We start from the raw sequence: 18,286 nt of genomic DNA, 5'->3' as shown, positions 1-18,286 counted from the left end.
CACCCATGCCGCTTGATTTGCTTCTCCCCCCGCCTTGCCGCCGGGCCGCCCTGGCCGGGTTGCCGGTCCTTCTGGCGGCGTGGGCCGTGTGGGCCCCGCTGCCGGTGCGGGCTGCCGAGGAGCTGAGGCTGCAACTCGATGGGCTGGAGGTGCCGATCGATCTCGTGGCGCTCGAGGCCTGGGCCCGCCAGCCCGACCAGGCCAGCCCGCCCGGAGCCGTGGGCGGCGATCTGGCCGTGTGGCTCAACCTGCTCGAGCCCACCAGCCGCCGCGACCTGATCCGCCTGCTGCAGGCGCCCTTGCTGCGCGATCGCAGCTTCGGCCTGGAGCTGCTCAACAGCTGGACCGGCGAGCAGATGCTCAAGGAGGCAGGCACCCTGCTGACCACCTCAAATAGCCGCAGCACGGCGCCACTGCTGCTCAGCAGCCTGCGCCAGCTGCTGGAGCGTCAAAGCAGCGTGTCCAGCCTGGAGCTGTTGCGGGCCCTGCCGGTGCCCAGCGTCACCCTGCGCATCGACGGTCTGCTGGAGCTGGCCAGCCAGTGGCGCAGCCAGCTCCAGCGCCAGAACGGCGCCCTGGCCCAGTTGCGCCAGCTGCCCCTGCCCCGGCGCAGCTCCCGGGCCCTGGCTTTCACCAATGTGGTGCGGCGCCAGCCCCGGCGGCTGCAGTTGGCCGTGCCCCACCGGGTGACGCCCGTGCCGCTGGAACTCTGGCCCGCCCAGCAGGCCCGCCAGGGCCCTTGGGTGCTGCTGATGCCTGGCCTCGGCGGAAGCCCCGACCAGCTCAGTTGGCTGGCGGCCGCCCTGGCTGATCGCGGCTGGCCCGTGCTGGTGGTGGATCATCCTGGCAGCGATCAGCAAGCCCTCCAGGCCTCCCTGCTCGGTGATGCGCCGCCCCCCGGTGCCGAAACCCTGCCCCAGCGCCTGGCTGATCTGCAGGCTGTGTTTGAGGCCCAGCGGGACGGCCGGCTGCCGCCGTTTGGTCCGGCGCCGGCGGGGGAGCAGGGGGTGGTGCTGATGGGCCATTCCCTCGGTGGGCTTGCGGCGTTAATGGGCGCAGGCCTGGTGCCGGAGCGGGGCCTGGGCCGCCGCTGCGAACTCGCCCTGGCGTCGCTGCCGCTCACCAACCTGTCGCGGCTGCTGCAGTGCCAGCTGCCCCAGGTCACCGGCGATGGGGCCGCGAGCTCCGGCCCGTTGCCGGTGGCGATGTCCGCGTCGTCGCCCCTGTTGGGGGTGGTGGCCTTCAACGGCTTCGGCAGCCTGCTCTGGCCCTATCGGGGCCTGGAGGATCTCAAGGTGCCGGTGCTGCTGGTGGGTGGCGGGCTGGATCTGGTCACGCCGCCGGAGCAGGAGCAGTTGGCGGTGTTTGCCGGCGCACGCCACCCCCGCAGCCGCCTGGTGCTGGTGGAGGGCGCCAGCCACTTTTCTCCGGTTCGCATCGACAACCGAGGCGAGGTGTTGTTCCGCCTTGGCAATGAGCTGGTGGGCATCGAGCCCCTCAAGGTGCAGGCTCTGCTGCTCAACCTCACCACCGAATTCCTTCAGGGCCTCGAGCACCCCTTGCTGCTCTCCCCCCAGCGCCGCGACCAGGACGGCGTGCGCGCCTACGTGCTCGACCGTAATCAGGCCCGCCGCTGGCGCCAGCAGATTCCATTGCCTTGATCTTTCAGAAGCTGATGCGCGGGTCGAGCAGGGCCACCAGCGCATCCACCGCCACCGTCACCAGCACCACCAGGCCCGCCACCACCACCACGATCCCCTGCACCAGGGGGTAGTCGCGCTGGGCGATCGCCTCCTGCAGCCGGAAGGCGATGCCCGGCCAGGAGTAGGTGACCTCGATCAGCAGGGCGCCGCCGATCAGGGAGGCCACCGTGATGCCCGTGATCGTCAGCACCGGCAGCAGGGCATTGGGCAGGGCGTGGCGCAGCACCACCCGGGCTTCGCCCAGGCCGCGGCTGCGGGCCGCTTCCACGTAGTCGGAGCCAAGGGCGCGGCGCAGGTTGAGCCGCAGCGCATTGGCGAAGATGCCGCTCAGCAGCACACCGAGGGTGGCCGCCGGCAGCACCAGATGCCGCACGCTGCCCACCAGCTGCTGCCACTGGCCCGTGGCCAGGCCGCTGCGCAGGCTGTCGAACAGGTAGAAGCCGCTGCCCTCGGGCGGCAGCAACGTGGGCGGGAAGCGGCCCCCCACCGGCAGCCAGCCCAGCCACACCGCAAACACCAGCTGCACCACCATCGCCGCCCAGAAGGGCGGCAGGGCATAGGTGCCGATGCCATAGAGCCGGCCGGCCAGGTCGAGCTTGCCTTCGGGGCGGGCGATGCCGGAGAAGCCCACCGCCAGCCCCACCACGGCTGCCAGCAGCAGGGCCACCACCCCCAGCTCCAGGGAGGCCGGCAGGCTTTGGCGGATCACGTCGGTCACCGGTTGCTGGTTGGTGAGCGAGGCGCCCAGATCGCCGTGCAGCAGCTTGCTCAGGAAGGTGCCGTATTGCTGCAGCAGCGGTTGATCCAGCCCGAGCTGGGCCCGCAGGGCAGCCCGGGCACTCTCGGGGGCGCGGGTGCCGAGCAGGGCGTCGATCGGATCGCCCGGCGCCACCCGCAGCAGCAGGAACACCAGGCTGGCGATCAGCCACAGCATCACCGGCGCCAGGGCCAGCCGGGCCGCCAGATAACGCAGCAGGGTGCGTCGGCGGCTCATCGCACGCCACCTCCAGCCGTTGATGCGTGGGTGCGGTGCAGCTCCTGCAGCAGCAGCCGGCCGGAGCCATCGAAGCGGGGTTGGCTCACCTGGCGCTGGGCCCAGGCCCGCGGTGCTACCAGCCACACCGGCAGGTAGGGGTTGGCGGCAGCGGTCTGGTGCTGGATGCGGCGCAGCAGGGCTGTGCGCGCCGGACCCGCCAGGGCGGCGCTGCGCTCCAGCTCCTGCTGCAGGCCCGGCTGGCTCCAAAAGCTGCCGCTGGCGGCTGCGGCGCCCTTGCGGCAGCGCTCGCCTTCGGCCTGGTCGCAGCCCAGCAGCGGTACCAGGTAGTTGTCGGCGTCGGGGAAGTCGCCCATCCACTCCAGCAGGATCAGCGGGAAGGCGCCATCGCCTAGCTGGCGGTAGGCGGTGGTGGCCTCCATGCCAGTCACCTCCAGGGCGACGCAATCGCCAAGATCCTGCCTCAGCTGGGCCTGCCAGGTGAGGGCAAACAACTTGTCGGCGGGCACGTTGGAGCGGAAGGTGAGCGGCAGGCTCAGCCGCTTGCCGTTGCAGTATCCGGCCTGGCGGTAAAGCTGGCGCGCCTTGGCCGGGCTGTACCCCGGCCAGGCGGTGGGATCCGCGCCCTTGAGGCTGGGCGGCACCAGGTCGTGCAGGGGCGGCCGCAGCCCCAGGGTCACCCTGCGGCTGATCGTGCTGCGATCAAGGCTGTAGGCCACCGCCTGGCGCAGGCGCGGATCGTTGAGGGGTGGCTGGTCGGTGAGCAGGGTGAGGTAGCCGATCTCCAGGGCTGGTCCGCTGCCCTCCCGCAACGCCCCCGCCGCCGCCCGCCGCCGCAGGGCCGCCTGCTGGTCGATCTCCAGGCTGGTGGAGAGCAGCACATCCACCTCGCCGCTCTGCAGGGCGCCGAACAGGGCGGTGGAGTTGCTCAGGGCCACCAGATCGAGGCCGCCGTTGGCGGGCTTGGGCCCCCAGTAGCCGGCGAAGGGCTCCAGCCGCTGCTGCTGGTTGGTGAAGAAGCTGAGCCGGTAAGGCCCCGTGCCCACGAAGCGGTCGTTGAGGAAGCTGCGGCGGTGCTTGCGGTAGGCGCTGGGGGAGAGCGGCGTCAGGTTGACGGCGCTGAGCAGCTCGGCCAGGGCGCTGTAGGGCCGTTTGAGCTTCAGCTCGAGCGTGTAGGGCCCCACGGCCCGCACGGCGCTCACCCGATCGCCGAGCAGGTAGCTGAGCTTGCCGATCGCCAGGAAGCGCTCAAGCGTGAACACCATGGCGGCCGCGTCAAACGGCGTGCCGTCGTGGAAACGCACCCCCTGGCGTAGTTCCACCCGAGCGGTGAGGCCGTCTCCGCTGAGCTGGGGCAGGGCCACCGCGAGCCGCGGCTCCAGCTGGCCTCGGGCGTTGATCGCATACAGCGGATCGCCGATGGCGCTCAGCAGCTGCATGGCGCCAAAGGTGTAGGCGCCCGCGGGATCGACCGTGTCGATGCGGTTCTTGCTGGCCACCACCAGGCGGTTGTTGGCCGGGTGGGATGCGTTGGTGCCTTGGCGGGGTTGGCAGCCCCCGAGGGTGAGACCCATCCCCAGGCCGGCCATCAGCAGGGCTGCAGCCTGGATGCGGTTCAGCCGCGGAGCGCGGGGCAAGGGGCGTCCGTCAAAGCCTCGCCATTCAAGACCGATGTGGCCGGGCCGGACGCACCTGCTGCAGGGAAATTTCAAACACCTCCGAACCCTGGCGGTCCAGGGGCCAGCGGCGCAGCCAGCAGCGGTCGTGATGGTCGTCGATGCCGATCACCTGGTAGAGCTGCTCATCGCTGCCGAGGTGCACGCAGGCGCCCTGGTGAAGGGCGGGTGCGGCGGTGGAGCAGGTGGGACCGGTCATAGGGGAAGGCGGCGATGGCTGCCGGATGGATGGATGACGGGGCTGGAGGGTGGGAATCGGGACAGAGTGGTGAAGGGTTGCAAAGGGACCCTTTACACAACGCAATCCTGCAGGTCCTACGAGGGCTGAAACTGTTCGTGTCGTTACCGAGGCCGGCCTGGTGAGGGGATCGTCACAGTCACCGGGCGGAAGGCGTCTTAAGGATTGCTTCAGATTGATGCACCCACTGTGGCCTGTCGTGGGGCCCTCCGGCCAGCGGGTGGCGATTTGCAGACCTGATGGCCTTGATCAGTCGCGCTCTAGAGGGTGCGCAGGCAGGCGGCCACGGCCTGCACGTCAGCCAGGGCTTCGATCGCGGCCAGGGCCTGGCGGAAGTTGGCTTCGCACACGTCGTGAGTGATCACCACGATTTCGGCGTCGCCGGCGCTCTGGGTTTCGAACTGCACGATCGACTGGATCGACACGCCCGCTTCGCCGAAGCAGGTGCCGATCTTGCCGATCACACCGGCCTCGTCGCTGGTGCGCAGCCGCACGTAGTTGCGGTGGGTCGTCTCGGCGCTGTCCACCAGGCGGCAGGCCCGCCAGCTGCCCGCGGCCAGCAGGGGATCGAGGGGGGGCTTGGCTGAGCCTGCGGTGGCCTGGCGGATGCCGGCGATGTTGAGGATGTCGGCCACCACGGCCGAGGCGGTGGGGCCAGCGCCAGCTCCCGGGCCGTAAAACATCACCTGGCCCACCGGATCCCCCTCCACCAGGATCGCGTTGTTCACCCCGTTCACCCCGGCCAGCGGATGGGCTTTGGGCAGCAGGGTGGGATGCACGCGCACATCCAGCAGCTGCTCGGCGCCCTGATTCAGGTTGGGCATGGCCTGGGCCACCGCCAACAGCTTCACCACGTAGCCCAGCTGGGCGGCGTAGGCCACGTCGCGGGCCTCCAGCCTGTCGATGCCTTCGGTGGGGATGGCGGCCCGGGGCACGCTGCCGCCGTAGGCCAGGCCCGCCAGGATGGCGATCTTGTCGGCGGCGTCGCCGCCCTGCACGTCGGCGGCGGGATCGGCTTCGGCGTAGCCCAGCCGCTGGGCCTCGGCCAGCACGTCGGCGTAGGCGGCGCCCTCGGCCGCCATGCGGCTGAGGATGTAGTTGGTGGTGCCGTTGATGATCCCGCTCACCCGCTGGATGCGGTTGGCACCCAAGGACTGTTTGAGCGGCTCGATGATCGGAATGCCGCCACCCACGGCTGCTTCGATCAGCACATACACGCCCTGCTCGGCGGCGGCCGCAGCGATCTCCTCGCCGTAGCGGGCGATCACGGCCTTGTTGGCGGTCACCACCGGCTTGCCGGCGGCGATCGCCCGCAGGATCAGGGAGCGGGCCGGCTCCAGGCCGCCCATCACCTCCACCACGATGTCCACGGCCGGGTCGTCCACCACCGCCTCCGGATTGGTGGTGAGCAGCTCAGCGGCCAGCTCCACGGGCCGCGGCCGGGTCAGGTCGCGCACCGCCACCCGACGCAGGTCCAGTTCAGCCACCAGCGGATGGCGCCCGGAGGGGGTCGCCAGAATGCCGGCCACGCCTGCCCCCACCGTGCCGAGGCCGAGCAAGCCGATGCCGATGGTCATGCGCTGGGGGATTGCAGTGGGGCGATCCTAGAAATCAGCCCGCCTGTGCCGAAATCAGCCCGCCAGCGCCTGGGCCTGGGCCTGCATCAGCCGCAGGATGTTGAGGAAGCCGTTGGCCCTCGACGGCGTGAGGCTGGCCTGCAGACCGGTGGCCGCGATGAAGCTCGGATCGATGGCGGTGGCCTGCGCGGGCGTCAGCCCCTCCAGTCCTTGGATCAGCAGGGCCAGCAGCCCCTTGGTGATCGCCGCATCGGAATCGCCGCGCCAGTGGAGCTTGCCGTCCACCAGTTCCCCCACCACAAACACCTGGGAGACGCAGCCCTTCACCTTGAAGGCGTCGTCGCGAAAATCTTCCGGAAGGGGCTCGAGCTTCTTGGCCAGCCACAGCACGTATTCGTAGCGCCGCCTGGGATCGGTCGTGCCGGCTAGACGCGCCACGATCTGGTCGAGGGCAGGGCTGCCGGTGGGGGCGGCTGCCATCAGCGGCGTCCGGTGCGCCGGCCGCGGCGCCAGGTCATGGTTATGCCCAGGGTCCCAACAATGGCTCCAACGCCCAAGACACCACCGCTGCCGCTGAAGGCCAGCGGCTGCCAGCCAGCGGCGCGTGAGCTGGAGGTGGTGGGGCTGGTGCCGGGCAGTTCCAGGTAGTCGCGATGCCCAGGCCCCTTGTCCACCTGCACTTCCCAGGCGGTGGTGGCCCCTGGGGGCAGGCGGAAGCGCAGCTGGCCGTTGGCGTCGGTGCGGCCCACGTCGATCGGGGTGCCGCCCGGTGGCACTAGCCGCACCACCGCATCATCGGCCGGTTCGCCGTTGCCGAAGCGGCTGTCGAGCACCACTTGGTTGGTGAGGCTGCTCAATCGCTCGAGGCTGCTTTCCAGGGCATGGCTGCGGGCCGGGGCTGGCCCAATCAGCAGGGCTGCAACCGCCGCGAGGCCGCTGGCGGCACTGAAGCGGACCACTGGATGGCGCAGGGTCATGGCTGGATCAGGACGCTTTCCAGCGACTATCGCTACTTTTGCCGGCCTGCACCATCCGCACCATCGAGCTCACCATCATCGAGAGGGCGTCGTGGCTCTGGCCCCGCTCCTGCAGTTCGGCGGCCAGCACCTGCTCAGGGGCTGAGGCGTGGCTGCTGGGGATGCGCGACGCAGACAGGTCCAAAGCGGTGCTGGAAGAATGGTATTGATCCTGGCAAACGGGGGCAGCTACTGCGCCGCTCGTGAAGCCTTTGTTGAACAAGTTGTTCAACAACCTGTTCCACCGGTTCAACACCGAGGCGCGGGATCCAGCCAGCCGGGCCCGTTTTCATCCAGCCAGCCGTGGAGTGGCACGTCCCAGGGGTCGCGGGGCAGTTGCTCCAGCCGGCAGCCCTGGGGCAGCACCGCCAGCGCCGGCACCCGCGCCCAGGCCGGATCGGCCCGCAGCCGGTCGTACCAGCCGCCGCCATAACCGAGCCGAATCCCGGCAGCGTCGCAGGCCAGGGCCGGAATCAGCAGCAGGCCCAGCATCTCCGGGTCTAGCTCGCCCCCTCCCAGCTCGCCAGCGCTCAGCTCTCCTGCTGGGGCGGGGATGCCACAGCCATCGGGCGCCAAGGCCTCTGCGTCGTGCCAGGGCCGGTACACCAGTTGGGAATCACCATCCCCTGCGGCGTGGGTGATGGCCGGCAGGGCGACCCGGCCGGGCAGCAGGCTCCGCAGGACCCGCAGATCCACCTCGCCGGGTAGGGGCCAGTAGAGCCCTAGGAGCTGACCCGGGGCCAGCAGCCCGGGCACGTGCCGTAGCGCTTGGGCCTCGATGGCGGGCTGGGCTGCCGGCAGCAGGGCCTGGCGCTGGGCGCGGAACTGCCGCCGCAGCGTGGCTTTGGTGCTGGCGGTGGCGTCATCCGCGGCGCTCATCGCTGGAACCAGCCCGTCAGGGCGGCGGCGAGGGCGTCGGCGGCGTCATCGGGCCGGGGTGGGGTGTCGAGGTCGAGCTCGCGCATCACCGCCTCAAGCACCTCGTCTTTCTGGGCATGGCCGTGGCCGGTGAGGGCCTGCTTGATCTGCATCGGCGGAAACTCCACCACCGGCACCTTGAAGCGCGCCAGGGTCATCATCAGCACGCCGCGGGCCTGCACCACGGCGATGGTGGTGCTGGAGCGGTAGAAGAAAAACTTCTCCACCACCGCCAGCTCGGGCCGCCAGGTGCGGATCAGCACCCGCAGGTCGCGGGCGATCTCCACCATCCGCTCCCCCTCGCTGCGGCCGGGCTCGGTGCGCAGGATGCCGCAGTCGAGCAGTGCTTGGCGGCCGCTGCGGCCCCGCTCGCTCTCCACCTCGATCACCCCGTAGCCCACGCGGGCCAGGCCGGGATCGATGCCGAGGATGCGCATGGCTCAGTCCTCGGGGCTGAGTCGGTACGGAACCCGCACATCGCCGAGGGACTCCGGGAAATCGCGGGTGTTGCGGGTCACCAGCTGCAGGCGATGGCAGCGCGCCGTAGCGAGGATGATGGCGTCAGGGATTTTCAGGCCCAGGCTGCGGCGGCAGGCCACCGCCTCCCGGGCGATGGCCTGGGTCAGCTCCAGGCGCGGAAAGCTGCTCAGCCAGGGTTCCACGGCGCCCAATTCGTCATCGCGGCAGCCCACCAGGATTTCCATCCAGCTGATCACGCTGATCGAGGCAGCCCCGGCGTGGGCTTCGATCCAGGCGAGGGCCTGGGCTTCCCCGCGTAAGAGATCGATCAGGATGTTGGAGTCGAGCAGCAGCCCTGCAGCTGCAATCCCAGCGGCCACGTCAGCGCTCCCATTCGCTGCGCAGCGCCCGCTCCAGGCTCAGGGAATCTTCCGGGCGGTTGCGCCACAGGCCAAAGACGCTCTGGTGCTGAACGCCCTGGTGGTCCAGCCAGCTGCGCAGGGCCTGGCGCAGGCCTTCGGCGCGGGACAGACCGCGCTGGCGGCAGAGGCTGTCGAGCCGTTCCCGATCAACATCGGGCAGATCGATGATCGTGCGCATCGGGCCCGCGCCCCCGCGGTCAAGATTGATATCGACATCATATGCCGTTATCAATGCCGGTTTCGGACGTCCTTCCAGCGCTGTGATGGGCGGCCGCTCAGGCCGCCAAGGCCAACTCGAAGGCGCTGCGGTCGCTGCTGTCGGGGCGCTCGAACACCTTGCAGAACACCTTGACCACCCGGTCGCCCGAGTCGATCTGCTCGAGGGGGTCCTTGCGCAGCCGGTGGCGCAGGCAGCAGGCCACCACCCGGGCGATGTCGTCTTCGCTCACCTCGGTACGGCCCTCAAAGGCTGCCAGGGCGCGGGCGGCGCGGTTGGTGACGATGTCGCCGCGCAGGCCATCCACATCCAGCTCGCCACACACCGCCGAAATGCGAATGCGCAGGTCGTCGTCGATGGCCACGTGCGGCAGCCGCTGCTGGGCGTCCACCACCCGCGCCTGCAGGGCGTCCTGGGTGGTCTGCACGGCGTTGTTGAAGCTGTCGGGATCGCTGTCGAAGTTGGTGCGCTGGTCCACCACCTGCACCCGCAGTTCGGGATCGCGCACGGTGCGCACCTCCACGCTCATGCCGAAGCGATCGAGCAGCTGGGGCCGCAGTTCACCCTCCTCCGGGTTGCCCGAGCCGATCAGCACGAAGCGGGCCGGGTGGCGCACGCTGACGCCCTCACGCTCCACGGTGTTCCAGCCGGAGGCAGCCGAATCAAGCAGCACGTCCACCAGGTGGTCGTCCAGCAGGTTCACCTCGTCCACGTAGAGCAGGCCGCGGTTGGCCTTGGCCAGCAGGCCCGGCTCAAAGGCACGCACGCCTTCGCTCAGGGCTTTTTCGATGTCGATGGTGCCGCAGAGGCGGTCTTCGGTGGCGCCCAGGGGCAGGTCCACCATCGGCACCTGGCGGGGCTCCACCGGCAGCTCCTCGCCCTGCTCGGCGCGGGCGCGCACCTCGGCGCTTTGCAGGTCGGGGTCGTCTGGGGAGCTGTTGTAAGGGTCGCCCGCCACCACGTCGATCTCGGGCAGCAGGTCGGCCAGGGCCCGGATCGTGGTGGATTTGCCCGTGCCGCGGTCGCCCATGATCATCACGCCGCCGATGCGCGGATCGATCACGTTGAGCAGCAGGGCCAGCTTCATCTCCTCCTGCCCGACGATCGCGGTGAAGGGGAAGACCCTGCGCTTGCGGGGGGCTGGCGTCACGGATGGCTGGCTGGAGTGGTTTTGGATTGTTTCACAGCTGGCTCTGGCACGGGCAGCAGGCTGAGCACCTGGGGCGGGGTGGCATCGGCCGGATAGATCAGCCGCACCTGCAGCTGGCGGCTGGCCCCCGGCGCCAGGCTCACCGTGCCCAGGGCGGGCCCCGGCTCGCCGGCCCGCTGCACCAGGTGAAAGCTGCGCCGACCCGCCGGCCGGCCCGGGGCCCCCGAGGGGGAGGGCGTGCCATCCAGCCCCGTCACCTCCACCGTGCCGCGGAACATCACCGGTCGGCTGCCGGGGGTGCTGTGGAAGCGCAGGCCCCCGGCGGCAGCATCGCCCTTGATCGGCGATTCCAGCGCCAGCAGCAGCGCCACTGGCTGGGTCGTGTCGTTTCGCAGGGGGATGCTCAGGTCGTATTCGACGCCGTAGTTGCCGTGGGCGGCCCAGGCGGTGCCGGGGTAAAAGGCCTGGAGCTCGGCGGTTTGCACCTGGCCGGTGCCCAGGGTGCCGCGCTCCAGGCTGCTGATCGGCCAGGAGATCGGCGCCCGGCGCACGCTCAGCCAATTCTGGCCCGGATCGGTGAGGCGGCTGCGCCAGACGCTGCCCACCTGCACCCCACTCACCCGCGAATACACCATCCCCCCCTTGCTGCCCCGGGGGGTGGGGGCGTGCTCCCGCGGGCTCAGGCCCCCCTCCAGCAGCGCGGCCCAGGTGCTCGCCGGCGGCGGCTGGTTGCCGCTGCCGAAGGCGGCCAGGGTGGCGAGGCTCACGGGGCCGGAGCTCTCCAGGCGCATCTGCAGGTTGAGGCCATTAAGCAGGGGGTCGAGGCCCCGCACCGGCAGGGGCAGCACCACCAGGGTGCTGGGGGCGCCGGGCGGCAGGGTCCAGCTGGCGGGCAGTTGGGGGCTGCGCTGGCGGGCCAGCAGTTCGGTGGCCACCCGGCTGCCGGGTCCGGCCCACACCGGCGTGCTGCCCTGGGCCATCAGGGCCGGCAGCGGCAGGAAGGGGGCGCCGGCCTGGCCGGGCTCCACCGCCTGGGACAGCGCCGTGGAGCCGCTCAGCAGCTTCAGCATCACCGGCTCCGGCTCGCGGGGAGCCGCCAGCACCGCCAGCCACAGGGTGGAATCGAGGCTCTCCGGCTTGCCGGCGTACACGTGGTGGCTGAACAGATCGAAGCGGCCGTTGAGGACCACATCCAGGTGGGCCGACGGCACGCCGCGGCCGCTGCCGGGGAAGGTGGACAGCAGGATTCCCGGCTCGCGAATCAGCTCAGGGTTGTTGTCGTTCACCAGCAGCACCCGGTCGAGGCCGCCGCTGAGGGGCGCCACGGTTTGAGGGCGCAGCACGGGAGCTGGTTGGGCGAGCGACGGGGTCGGAGCGACCAGGACGGCCAGCAGCAGCAGGGGTAGGCGGGCGCGCCGCCGTCCGGAGGTGGAGTTCATTTACGGCCTACCAGGGTTTTGGACACTTCGCCGGCCATGGCACGGATCAGATCGGCGGAACGGGGGTCGTTGAACGGGCCCTTGACCATGAACGCCGCCACGGCCCGCTGGCCATTGGGCAGTTGGATCAGGGCCGCATCGGAATAGGCGATGCCGATGTCGCCGGTTTTGTTGTAGGCGGTGATCCCGAAGCTCAGCAGCTCGCTGTCGGGGTCGGCGGAATCCTTGCCGAGCCCCAGCAGCAGCCCCAGGGGAATCAGGGTGTTGGTGCGGGAGGTGCCCATGATTTCCCGAAACAGATCGCGGGCCCGGGGACTGAGTTTCTCGCCGGTGTCCACCAGAGCGATCGAGCGGGCCAGGTCGCGGCTGCTGGTGGTGTTGGTGCCTTCAAGGTCGGGCAGCCAGTTGTTCACCGCTGTGGAAGGCAGGCCGATGGCGGTGAAGCGCTCGTTGAGGGCGGTTTTGCCGCCCAGGCGCTTGATCAGCAGGTTGGTGGCGCTGTTGTCGCTCACCCGGATCATCTCGGTGGCCGCCTCGAAAAATGGGAAGCGGGTGCCGACTGGTTTGCTGGCCATCCAGCCGGCACCTCCACCCACCACCTCCTTGGTGAGGGGCAGCGGCTCGTTCCAGCGCAGTTTGCCGTTGTCGAAGTCTTCCAGACCCGCCAGCAGGATCGGCGTTTTGATCGAGCTGGCGGCCGGCAGGGCCAGGTCGGGCTGCAGTTGGGCGAAGCGACCGTCGTCGAGCACCAGCAGGAAGGCCGAGCTCTGCAGGCCTTTCTGGGCGGCGGCGAGCTGGGCCCAGCGCTGGCTCAGGGCTGTCAGCTCGGTGCGGGGTTCGAACTGGCCGGGGTCGAGCCCCTTGCCGGTGTTGGCGGCCCCGAGGTCGAGGCTGGGTGCCTCCATGGCGCCCTGGGCCAGGCGGGGGGCCAGCAGCTTGAGGCTGGTGCCGGTGATCACCCCCAGACCGATGCCCATCACCATCAAGCGCAACACCAGCCGCAGGGGCTGGCCCCAGCGGCTTTTGGGGCTGCGGGGCGAACGGCCAGCAGTCACAGGGCCCTGCAGTCGAAGTGGTCCGACGCTAAGGGGTCTGGCCAGGCTTGCTGCCTCGCTGGCTGGCCCAGCGCAGCTGACGCACCATGCCGCGCACCAGGGCCACCTCCTCGGCCGAGATCTGGGCCCGTTGCAGCAGGGCCCGCAGTTTGGCCATGCGGGCGTGGGCGGTGTGGGGATAGAGGAAGCCCACGTCGAGCAGCAGGGCTTCGGCGTCGCCGAGCATGGACTCGAGGGCCCGGCGGTCGCCGGGGTTGGGGGCCAGGCTTGGGGCTGGGGCCGGCGCAGAGGCGCCAGCAGCTCCGAGGCCGTGCCAGCTGTGCAGCACCAGGGCGGCAGCGTGGGAGAGGTTGAGGGAGCTGTAGGCCTTACCGCTGCCCAGGGTCAGCAGCCGACCCGCCTGGAGCAGCTCGTCGTTGCTGAGGCCCCGGTCTTCCCGCCCGAACACCAGGGCCCGGGCGCTTGGTGGCCCCTCGGCCAGCCAGTGCAGGGCCGGCTCCGGGGCCAGCAGGGGCAGGGGTTCACCGGCGCGCCGGCCGCTGGTGGCCACCACCCGGTGGCAGTCGGCCAGGGCGGCGCTGAGGCTGGGGAACAGGCGGGCCTGGTCCAGCACCCAGGCCCCATGCACGGCCATGCGGCGGGCCTCCTCGCCCAGGTGGTCGCAGCGGGGGGCCACCAGGCGCAGCTCCGCCACCCCGAAATTGGCGCAGAGCCGGGCGACGCTGCCGACGTTCAGGGGCCCGGCGGGCTCCACCAGCACCACGGCGAGCGGGGGAGGCGGTTGGGGTGTGGCGCTCACACCAGGCCGTTGAGATAGGCCAGCAGGTCGGCCATGGCCTGGGGCTCGGGTTGAAAGCGCGGCATCGGCGGGGTGCGGCCGCTCACAACTTGTTGGATCAGTTGGCGTGGGGCCTTGCGTTCCGCCACCCCGTGCAGGTTGGGGCCCACCAGGCCCTGGCCGGCAATGCCGTGGCAACCGGCGCAGTTGAGCCGGAACAGCCGGCCGCCGTTTTCACTAGAGCCGCTGAGCTCGAGGGTCTGGCGCGTGTAAGGGTCGGCCTGGGCTGCTGGCAGCACCAGCAGCACCGCCACGATGCAGGCGGCCGCCGCCATCCCCACCAGGGCGGCGATCAGGCCGCGGCGGCCGGTGGCGGCAACGGCTGCCGGGGCGACGGGTGCCGGGGAGGCAGGAGCTGGGGAGACCGTGGGGGTCAGGGGTGGGCCGGTCACAGTTGGTGCAGCAGGCTCGCGGTGAGAGCCATGGACGTGGAACAATTGTGCCCAGATTGATGCCGTAACCGCCCCATGATCGAACCCCTGCTCTGCGGCATCGTGCTCGGTCTGATTCCTGTGACCCTGGCCGGCTTGTTTGTGGCGGCCTGGAACCAGTATCGCCGCGGCACCCTGCTCGACTGAGGCTTGCTTGTCGTTTTGCGGCGATCAGGCCTGTTGCAGCACCACCAGGCTTGTGCTGCCATAGCGCCGTTCGTCCCGCTGCTGCCACCCCTTGGGCTTGGGTGGCACCGCTGAGCTGGCGCATTCCCACACCAAAGTGCCGCCGGGCTTAAGCCAGTCGCCTGCGGCCACGCCAGCGGCGATCGCAACGTAGAGCCCGGCGGCATAGGGCGGATCGGCGTAGATCAGATCAAAGCCTTCGCTGTCAGGCTGGGCCAGCCAGCGGCTCACTTCGCGGCAGTGCACCTCCCAGTGGGGAGATGCCTCAGCGGCCCGCGCCAGCCCCTGATCAAGCCCCTGGCCCACCGCATCCAGGTTGGCCCTGGCCACGGCGGCGATCCGCCGGTCCTGCTCCACCGCCACGACGCGTCGGGCGCCCCGCTGCAGCGCCTCGCAGGCCATCACGCCGCTGCCGCTGCACAGATCCAGCCAGGCGCAGCCCGGCAGCTCCGGCGCCAGCAGGTTCATCACCGCCAGCCGCACCCGGGAGCTGGTGGGGCGGGCCGTGTTGCCAGGCGGGCTCTGCAGGCGCCGGCCACCGCTCAGCCGCAGGCTCATTGGGCGGCGAGCCAGGCAAGCCAGCGGCGCAGGATCACCTCCCCGTGGGGGCCGGATTTCTCCGGGTGAAACTGGCACGCCCCGATGGCGCCCTGCCACACCGCGGCCGTGACGGCGGTGTCGCCGAAGCGCACCAGGGCGGTGTTGCAGGCCGGATCGTTGGGTTCGGCGGCGTAGGAGTGCACGAAATACACCCAGGTGTCTGGGCCGCCGGCGGGTAGCAGCGGGCTGGGGTTGGCGGCGATCAGCGGCTCCCAGCCCATGTGGGGAATCGGCTGGCCCGGGCAGCGCGGCAGGGCCCGCACCCGGCCTTTGAGCAGGCCGAGGCCTGCCGCCGTGCCCTCGTCGCTGGCCTCAAACAACAGCTGCAGGCCCAGACAGATGCCCAGCAGGGGCTTGCCCGCGGCACACCAGCGGGTGATCGCCTCGGCCAGGCCGCCCTGGCGCAAGCGTTGCATCGCCGGATCAAAGGCGCCCACCCCCGGCAGCACCAGGGCCGTGCAGCCATCCATCTCGGCGGCGTTGGACACCGGCTGCACCACGGCGCCGAGCCGCTCAAAGGCCCGCTGCACCGAGTGCAAATTGCCCATGCCGTAGTCGATCAGGCCAAGGCGCGTCATGGGGGCGTGATGGGTTGGCGCCGCCCAGGCTGCTCCAGCACCTGGTCGGGCGGAACGGGCAGGCTGTTGAGGACATCGAGCAGCTGGTAGAGGCGGCCGATGCGGCGGCGGTCGAAGTGGAAGTGCAGGCAGGGGCGCAGCAGGCCGTGGTCGTCGACGGTGTCGCGGGCCTGGATCACGCCCTCATCCACCAGATCGTCGAACTGGAGATTCAGGGCCTTGAGCTGCTCGCTCTGGAGGGCGGCGTTGAGCAGCAGCTCGATGCGATCGTCGCCGAGCCGCGCCGAGTGAAACAACCGGTAGAAGTGGCTGATGCGGGCCACCGCCTCCTCGCCCGTGTGGGCTTCGCTCAGCAGGTCGCCGTCTTCTGGGGAGATCACGCCGCGGGCGGCCAGCCCTTCGTTGAGATCCCGCTGCCAGCCGCTCCAGAAGCTGTCGTCTTCGGGGGCGAGCAGCACCAGGGGGATCGGTGGGGTGCGGCCGGTCTGAATCAGGGTGAGCGATTCGAACAGCTCATCGAGGGTGCCGAAGCCCCCCGGCAACACCACCAGGGCATCGCTCTCCCGCAGGAAGAACAGCTTGCGGGTGAAGAAATAGCGAAAGTGCAGCAGCCGGCCATCGCAGCTGCTCATAAAGCGATTGGCGTGCTGCTCGAACGGCAGATCGACGTTGAGGCCGATGCTGGCTTCGCAGCCGGCACCGCTGTTGGCGGCCTCCATGATGCCGCCGCCGGCTCCGGTCATCACCTCGAAGCCGGCTTCAACAGCACAGCGGGCCAGCTGCTCGGCCAGGCCGTAGCAGGGGTCGCTGGCGACGGTGCGGGCCGAGCCGAAGACGGTGATCTTGCGGGTGTCGCGATGGGGGTGAAACACCTCCAGCGCTTCGCTGATATCGGCCAGGGCACCGCTGATCAGGCGCCACTCATCTTGGCCGCGTTCGTGGCGACTCACCTGCAACAGCGACACCAGCGATCGCTCGATTAGGTGCCGCTGGGGGTGGTTTTCGAGCTCCTGGGCCAGAACCTGCAGCGGACTCTGGCCGAAACGGGATGGGTCGCTCAGCTGTCTGCCCTCAACCAGCAGGGATGCTTAGAGGTACTTGGAGATCGTGCCTGAGAGGGTGGTCTTGGGTACGGCACCCACCACGGTGTCGACCTTCTGGCCGCCCTTGAAGATCATCAGGGTGGGGATGCTGCGGATCCCGTACTGGCTGGCGACGTTGGGGTTTTCGTCGGTGTTGAGCTTGAACACCTTGATCTTGCCCTCGAATTCGGCGGCGATCTCGTCCACGATCGGCGCAACCATGCGGCAGGGGCCGCACCAGGGGGCCCAGAAGTCGATCAGCACGGGCAGATCACTCTTGAGCACATCTTGCTCAAAGGAAGCGTCAGTGACAGCGGCAGCGCTGGACATCCTTGCTGGATCAGGGTTTCAGGGAATCTAGCAAGGTTATTTCGAGGCAACCATGGACCGTTGCAGGACGTGATCAGCCTGGCTGGGTGGCTGCTGACTGGGTGCCGGGGGAAGACAAAAGGCCCGGACGCGCCGGGCCGGAGGGTGTGAGGAGTGTGTGAGCCGAAGCCCCCACGCCTTCACGCTAACGCCGCGATCTATTTGCCCATGCCCAGCTGCTGGGCCTTTTGATACACCTTGCCCTCGGTGAGCAGGGAGGGGGCCACCACCACCTCCACCTGCTGCATCTCCTTAATGGTGCGGGCGCCCAGGGTGCCCATGGAGGTGCGGATGCAGCCGAGCAGGTTCTGGGTGCCGTCGTCGAGGGAGGCGGGTCCGCGCAGGATTTTTTCAAGGCTGCCGGTGGTGCCCACTTTGATGCGGGTGCCGCGGGGCAGCACCGGGCTGGGGGTGGCCATGCCCCAGTGGAAGCCGCGGCCGGGGGCCTCGGCGGCGCGGGCGATGGGTGAGCCGATCATCACGGCGTCGGCGCCGCAGGCCAGGCATTTGCAAATGTCGCCGCCGGTGACGATGCCGCCGTCGGCCACGATCGGCACGTAGCGGCCGCTTTCGTTGAAGTAGTCGTCGCGGGCGGCAGCGCAGTCGGCCACCGAAGTGGCCTGGGGGATGCCGATGCCGAGCACGCCGCGGCTGGTGCAGGCGGCACCGGGGCCGATGCCCACCATCACGCCGGCGGCGCCGGCCCGCATCAGCTTGAGGGCCACGTCGTAGGTGACGCAGTTGCCGATCACCACGGGCACGCCGAAGTCGCGGCAGAGGGCCTCAAGATCGAGGGTTTCCTGGCCCTCAGGGCCGATGTGCTCAGTGCTGACCACCGTGGCCTGCACAAAAAACAGATCGGCGCCCGCTTCAGCAATGGCACGGCCGAATTTCAGGGCCGCCACCGGGGTGGCGCTCACCGCGGCGATGCCGCCCTGCTGCTTGATTTCAGCGATGCGCTGGCGGATCAGGTCTTCCCGCACCGGCTGGCTGTAGAGCTCCTGCATCAGCGGCACGAAGCTGTCGCGGTCGACGGCGGCGATGCGATCGAGGGCAGGGTTGGGGTCGTCGTAGCGGCACTGGACGCCCTCCAGGTTGAGCACACCCAAGGCGCCCTGCTTGGCGAGTGCCACACACATGCCCACATCCACCACGCCGTCCATGGCGCTGGCGATGATCGGGATCTCGCGGCTGATGCCGCCCAGGCTCCAGCTGCTGTCGGTGACGGCGGGGTCGACGGTACGGCCGCCCGGAACCAGGGCGATCTCGTCGATGCCGTAGGCGCGGCGGACGACGCGATTGCGACCGAGCTGGATGTTCACCGGAACTGTGCGTATT

23 protein-coding genes are annotated in these 18,286 nt (G+C 70.0%); 2 read left to right on the top strand and 21 right to left on the bottom strand.

Annotated features, from left to right (window positions below; all coding sequences use genetic code 11):
* The first annotated feature begins 5 nt into the window (after positions 1-5).
* A complete protein-coding gene (locus KBY70_RS04055) occupies positions 6-1,661 on the top strand; it encodes an alpha/beta hydrolase (RefSeq protein ID WP_254987495.1) in 1,656 nt (551 codons plus the stop codon).
* A 4-nt stretch (positions 1,662-1,665) separates the two neighbouring features.
* Here the strand turns inward: KBY70_RS04055 and KBY70_RS04050 are convergent, their stop codons facing one another.
* The 16 genes from KBY70_RS04050 to KBY70_RS03975 all read right to left on the bottom strand — a co-directional run bounded on the left by KBY70_RS04050 (position 1,666) and on the right by KBY70_RS03975 (position 13,977).
* Positions 1,666-2,697 (bottom strand): ABC transporter permease, encoded by a 1,032-nt coding sequence (locus KBY70_RS04050; protein ID WP_254987494.1) that lies wholly within the window; start codon positions 2,695-2,697, stop codon positions 1,666-1,668.
* A complete protein-coding gene (locus tag KBY70_RS04045) occupies positions 2,694-4,286 on the bottom strand; it encodes an ABC transporter substrate-binding protein (RefSeq protein ID WP_409996019.1) in 1,593 nt (530 codons plus the stop codon). Before KBY70_RS04045 ends, KBY70_RS04050 begins: the two co-directional genes overlap by 4 nt.
* Before the next feature lie 73 nt (positions 4,287-4,359).
* Positions 4,360-4,572: a hypothetical protein gene (locus KBY70_RS04040; protein ID WP_094559746.1), complete on the bottom strand. Its 213-nt coding sequence runs from the start codon at positions 4,570-4,572 to the stop codon at positions 4,360-4,362.
* 299 nt (positions 4,573-4,871) lie between these two features.
* Entirely contained in the window at positions 4,872-6,188 is a 1,317-nt protein-coding gene (locus KBY70_RS04035) for a homoserine dehydrogenase (protein ID WP_254987493.1), read from the bottom strand.
* A 54-nt stretch (positions 6,189-6,242) separates the two neighbouring features.
* Positions 6,243-6,668 carry a SufE family protein gene (locus KBY70_RS04030; protein WP_094559748.1) on the bottom strand — a complete coding sequence of 142 codons (426 nt, stop codon included), beginning with the start codon at positions 6,666-6,668 and terminating at the stop codon, positions 6,243-6,245.
* The gene (locus KBY70_RS04025; protein ID WP_254987492.1) at positions 6,668-7,165 is read right to left on the bottom strand and encodes a hypothetical protein; all 498 of its coding nucleotides are present in this window, start codon (positions 7,163-7,165) and stop codon (positions 6,668-6,670) included. The genes KBY70_RS04030 and KBY70_RS04025 overlap by 1 nt, the downstream gene beginning before the upstream one ends.
* A 7-nt stretch (positions 7,166-7,172) precedes the next feature.
* Positions 7,173-7,349, bottom strand: a complete 177-nt coding sequence (locus tag KBY70_RS04020; protein WP_254987491.1) for a hypothetical protein — start codon at positions 7,347-7,349, stop codon at positions 7,173-7,175.
* Positions 7,350-7,453: 104 nt separating this feature from the next.
* Positions 7,454-8,083, bottom strand: a complete 630-nt coding sequence (locus KBY70_RS04015) for a 5-formyltetrahydrofolate cyclo-ligase (protein WP_254987490.1) — start codon at positions 8,081-8,083, stop codon at positions 7,454-7,456.
* The gene (gene ruvC, locus KBY70_RS04010; protein WP_254987489.1) at positions 8,080-8,559 is read right to left on the bottom strand and encodes a crossover junction endodeoxyribonuclease RuvC; all 480 of its coding nucleotides are present in this window, start codon (positions 8,557-8,559) and stop codon (positions 8,080-8,082) included. Before ruvC ends, KBY70_RS04015 begins: the two co-directional genes overlap by 4 nt.
* A gap of 3 nt (positions 8,560-8,562) precedes the next feature.
* Positions 8,563-8,961, bottom strand: a complete 399-nt coding sequence (locus tag KBY70_RS04005) for a type II toxin-antitoxin system VapC family toxin (RefSeq protein ID WP_254987488.1) — start codon at positions 8,959-8,961, stop codon at positions 8,563-8,565.
* 1 nt (position 8,962) lies between these two features.
* Positions 8,963-9,181 (bottom strand): CopG family transcriptional regulator, encoded by a 219-nt coding sequence (locus KBY70_RS04000; protein WP_254987487.1) that lies wholly within the window; start codon positions 9,179-9,181, stop codon positions 8,963-8,965.
* Between the two features lie 97 nt (positions 9,182-9,278).
* Complete coding sequence (gene bchI / locus KBY70_RS03995; RefSeq protein WP_254987486.1) at positions 9,279-10,370, bottom strand: magnesium chelatase ATPase subunit I; 1,092 nt, start codon at positions 10,368-10,370, stop codon at positions 9,279-9,281.
* Entirely contained in the window at positions 10,367-11,809 is a 1,443-nt protein-coding gene (locus tag KBY70_RS03990; protein WP_254987485.1) for a DUF3370 domain-containing protein, read from the bottom strand. The genes bchI and KBY70_RS03990 overlap by 4 nt, the downstream gene beginning before the upstream one ends.
* A complete protein-coding gene (locus tag KBY70_RS03985) occupies positions 11,806-12,864 on the bottom strand; it encodes a serine hydrolase (protein WP_233128497.1) in 1,059 nt (352 codons plus the stop codon). The genes KBY70_RS03990 and KBY70_RS03985 overlap by 4 nt, the downstream gene beginning before the upstream one ends.
* A 28-nt stretch (positions 12,865-12,892) precedes the next feature.
* Positions 12,893-13,663 carry an RNA methyltransferase gene (locus tag KBY70_RS03980; protein WP_254987484.1) on the bottom strand — a complete coding sequence of 257 codons (771 nt, stop codon included), beginning with the start codon at positions 13,661-13,663 and terminating at the stop codon, positions 12,893-12,895.
* Positions 13,660-13,977, bottom strand: coding sequence for a c-type cytochrome (locus KBY70_RS03975; protein WP_094559844.1), 318 nt, complete (start codon positions 13,975-13,977; stop codon positions 13,660-13,662). The genes KBY70_RS03980 and KBY70_RS03975 overlap by 4 nt, the downstream gene beginning before the upstream one ends.
* A gap of 192 nt (positions 13,978-14,169) precedes the next feature.
* Between KBY70_RS03975 and petG the strand changes: the two genes are divergently transcribed.
* Positions 14,170-14,280 carry a cytochrome b6-f complex subunit V gene (gene petG / locus KBY70_RS03970; protein WP_094559756.1) on the top strand — a complete coding sequence of 37 codons (111 nt, stop codon included), beginning with the start codon at positions 14,170-14,172 and terminating at the stop codon, positions 14,278-14,280.
* Positions 14,281-14,304: 24 nt separating this feature from the next.
* Here petG and rsmD read toward each other — a convergent pair whose 3' ends face one another.
* The 5 genes from rsmD to KBY70_RS03945 all read right to left on the bottom strand — a co-directional run bounded on the left by rsmD (position 14,305) and on the right by KBY70_RS03945 (position 18,270).
* Positions 14,305-14,877: a 16S rRNA (guanine(966)-N(2))-methyltransferase RsmD gene (gene rsmD / locus KBY70_RS03965; protein WP_254987482.1), complete on the bottom strand. Its 573-nt coding sequence runs from the start codon at positions 14,875-14,877 to the stop codon at positions 14,305-14,307.
* Positions 14,874-15,497 (bottom strand): imidazole glycerol phosphate synthase subunit HisH, encoded by a 624-nt coding sequence (hisH, locus tag KBY70_RS03960; RefSeq protein WP_254987479.1) that lies wholly within the window; start codon positions 15,495-15,497, stop codon positions 14,874-14,876. The genes rsmD and hisH overlap by 4 nt, the downstream gene beginning before the upstream one ends.
* Positions 15,494-16,462 (bottom strand): TIGR00730 family Rossman fold protein, encoded by a 969-nt coding sequence (locus KBY70_RS03955; protein ID WP_254987477.1) that lies wholly within the window; start codon positions 16,460-16,462, stop codon positions 15,494-15,496. The genes hisH and KBY70_RS03955 overlap by 4 nt, the downstream gene beginning before the upstream one ends.
* A 123-nt stretch (positions 16,463-16,585) precedes the next feature.
* Entirely contained in the window at positions 16,586-16,909 is a 324-nt protein-coding gene (trxA, locus tag KBY70_RS03950; protein WP_094559760.1) for a thioredoxin, read from the bottom strand.
* A gap of 197 nt (positions 16,910-17,106) precedes the next feature.
* Positions 17,107-18,270 (bottom strand): GuaB3 family IMP dehydrogenase-related protein, encoded by a 1,164-nt coding sequence (locus KBY70_RS03945; RefSeq protein WP_094559761.1) that lies wholly within the window; start codon positions 18,268-18,270, stop codon positions 17,107-17,109.
* Between the last annotated feature and the right edge of the window lie 16 nt (positions 18,271-18,286).

It is taken from the genome of Cyanobium sp. ATX 6E8 (genome assembly GCF_024346335.1).
Taxonomy (GTDB): domain Bacteria; phylum Cyanobacteriota; class Cyanobacteriia; order PCC-6307; family Cyanobiaceae; genus Cyanobium_A.
Note: the sequence above shows the minus strand (reverse complement) of the source record. Positions and strands in the feature narration are given on the sequence as shown.

Coding starts and splice junctions, on each gene's coding strand:
- KBY70_RS04040 (WP_094559746.1), bottom strand. CDS start 4,572: ATGACCGGTCCCACCTGCTCCACCGCCGCACCCGCCCTTCACCAGGGC.
- KBY70_RS04035 (WP_254987493.1), bottom strand. CDS start 6,188: ATGACCATCGGCATCGGCTTGCTCGGCCTCGGCACGGTGGGGGCAGGC.
- KBY70_RS03990 (WP_254987485.1), bottom strand. CDS start 11,809: ATGAACTCCACCTCCGGACGGCGGCGCGCCCGCCTACCCCTGCTGCTG.
- KBY70_RS04000 (WP_254987487.1), bottom strand. CDS start 9,181: ATGCGCACGATCATCGATCTGCCCGATGTTGATCGGGAACGGCTCGAC.
- rsmD (WP_254987482.1), bottom strand. CDS start 14,877: ATGAGCCTGCGGCTGAGCGGTGGCCGGCGCCTGCAGAGCCCGCCTGGC.
- KBY70_RS04025 (WP_254987492.1), bottom strand. CDS start 7,165: ATGACCCTGCGCCATCCAGTGGTCCGCTTCAGTGCCGCCAGCGGCCTC.
- trxA (WP_094559760.1), bottom strand. CDS start 16,909: ATGTCCAGCGCTGCCGCTGTCACTGACGCTTCCTTTGAGCAAGATGTG.
- KBY70_RS04050 (WP_254987494.1), bottom strand. CDS start 2,697: ATGAGCCGCCGACGCACCCTGCTGCGTTATCTGGCGGCCCGGCTGGCC.
- KBY70_RS04045 (WP_409996019.1), bottom strand. CDS start 4,286: ATGGCCGGCCTGGGGATGGGTCTCACCCTCGGGGGCTGCCAACCCCGC.
- ruvC (WP_254987489.1), bottom strand. CDS start 8,559: ATGCGCATCCTCGGCATCGATCCCGGCCTGGCCCGCGTGGGCTACGGG.
- KBY70_RS04055 (WP_254987495.1), top strand. CDS start 6: ATGCCGCTTGATTTGCTTCTCCCCCCGCCTTGCCGCCGGGCCGCCCTG.
- KBY70_RS03975 (WP_094559844.1), bottom strand. CDS start 13,977: ATGGCGGCGGCCGCCTGCATCGTGGCGGTGCTGCTGGTGCTGCCAGCA.
- KBY70_RS04030 (WP_094559748.1), bottom strand. CDS start 6,668: ATGGCAGCCGCCCCCACCGGCAGCCCTGCCCTCGACCAGATCGTGGCG.
- petG (WP_094559756.1), top strand. CDS start 14,170: ATGATCGAACCCCTGCTCTGCGGCATCGTGCTCGGTCTGATTCCTGTG.
- hisH (WP_254987479.1), bottom strand. CDS start 15,497: ATGACGCGCCTTGGCCTGATCGACTACGGCATGGGCAATTTGCACTCG.
- KBY70_RS04015 (WP_254987490.1), bottom strand. CDS start 8,083: ATGAGCGCCGCGGATGACGCCACCGCCAGCACCAAAGCCACGCTGCGG.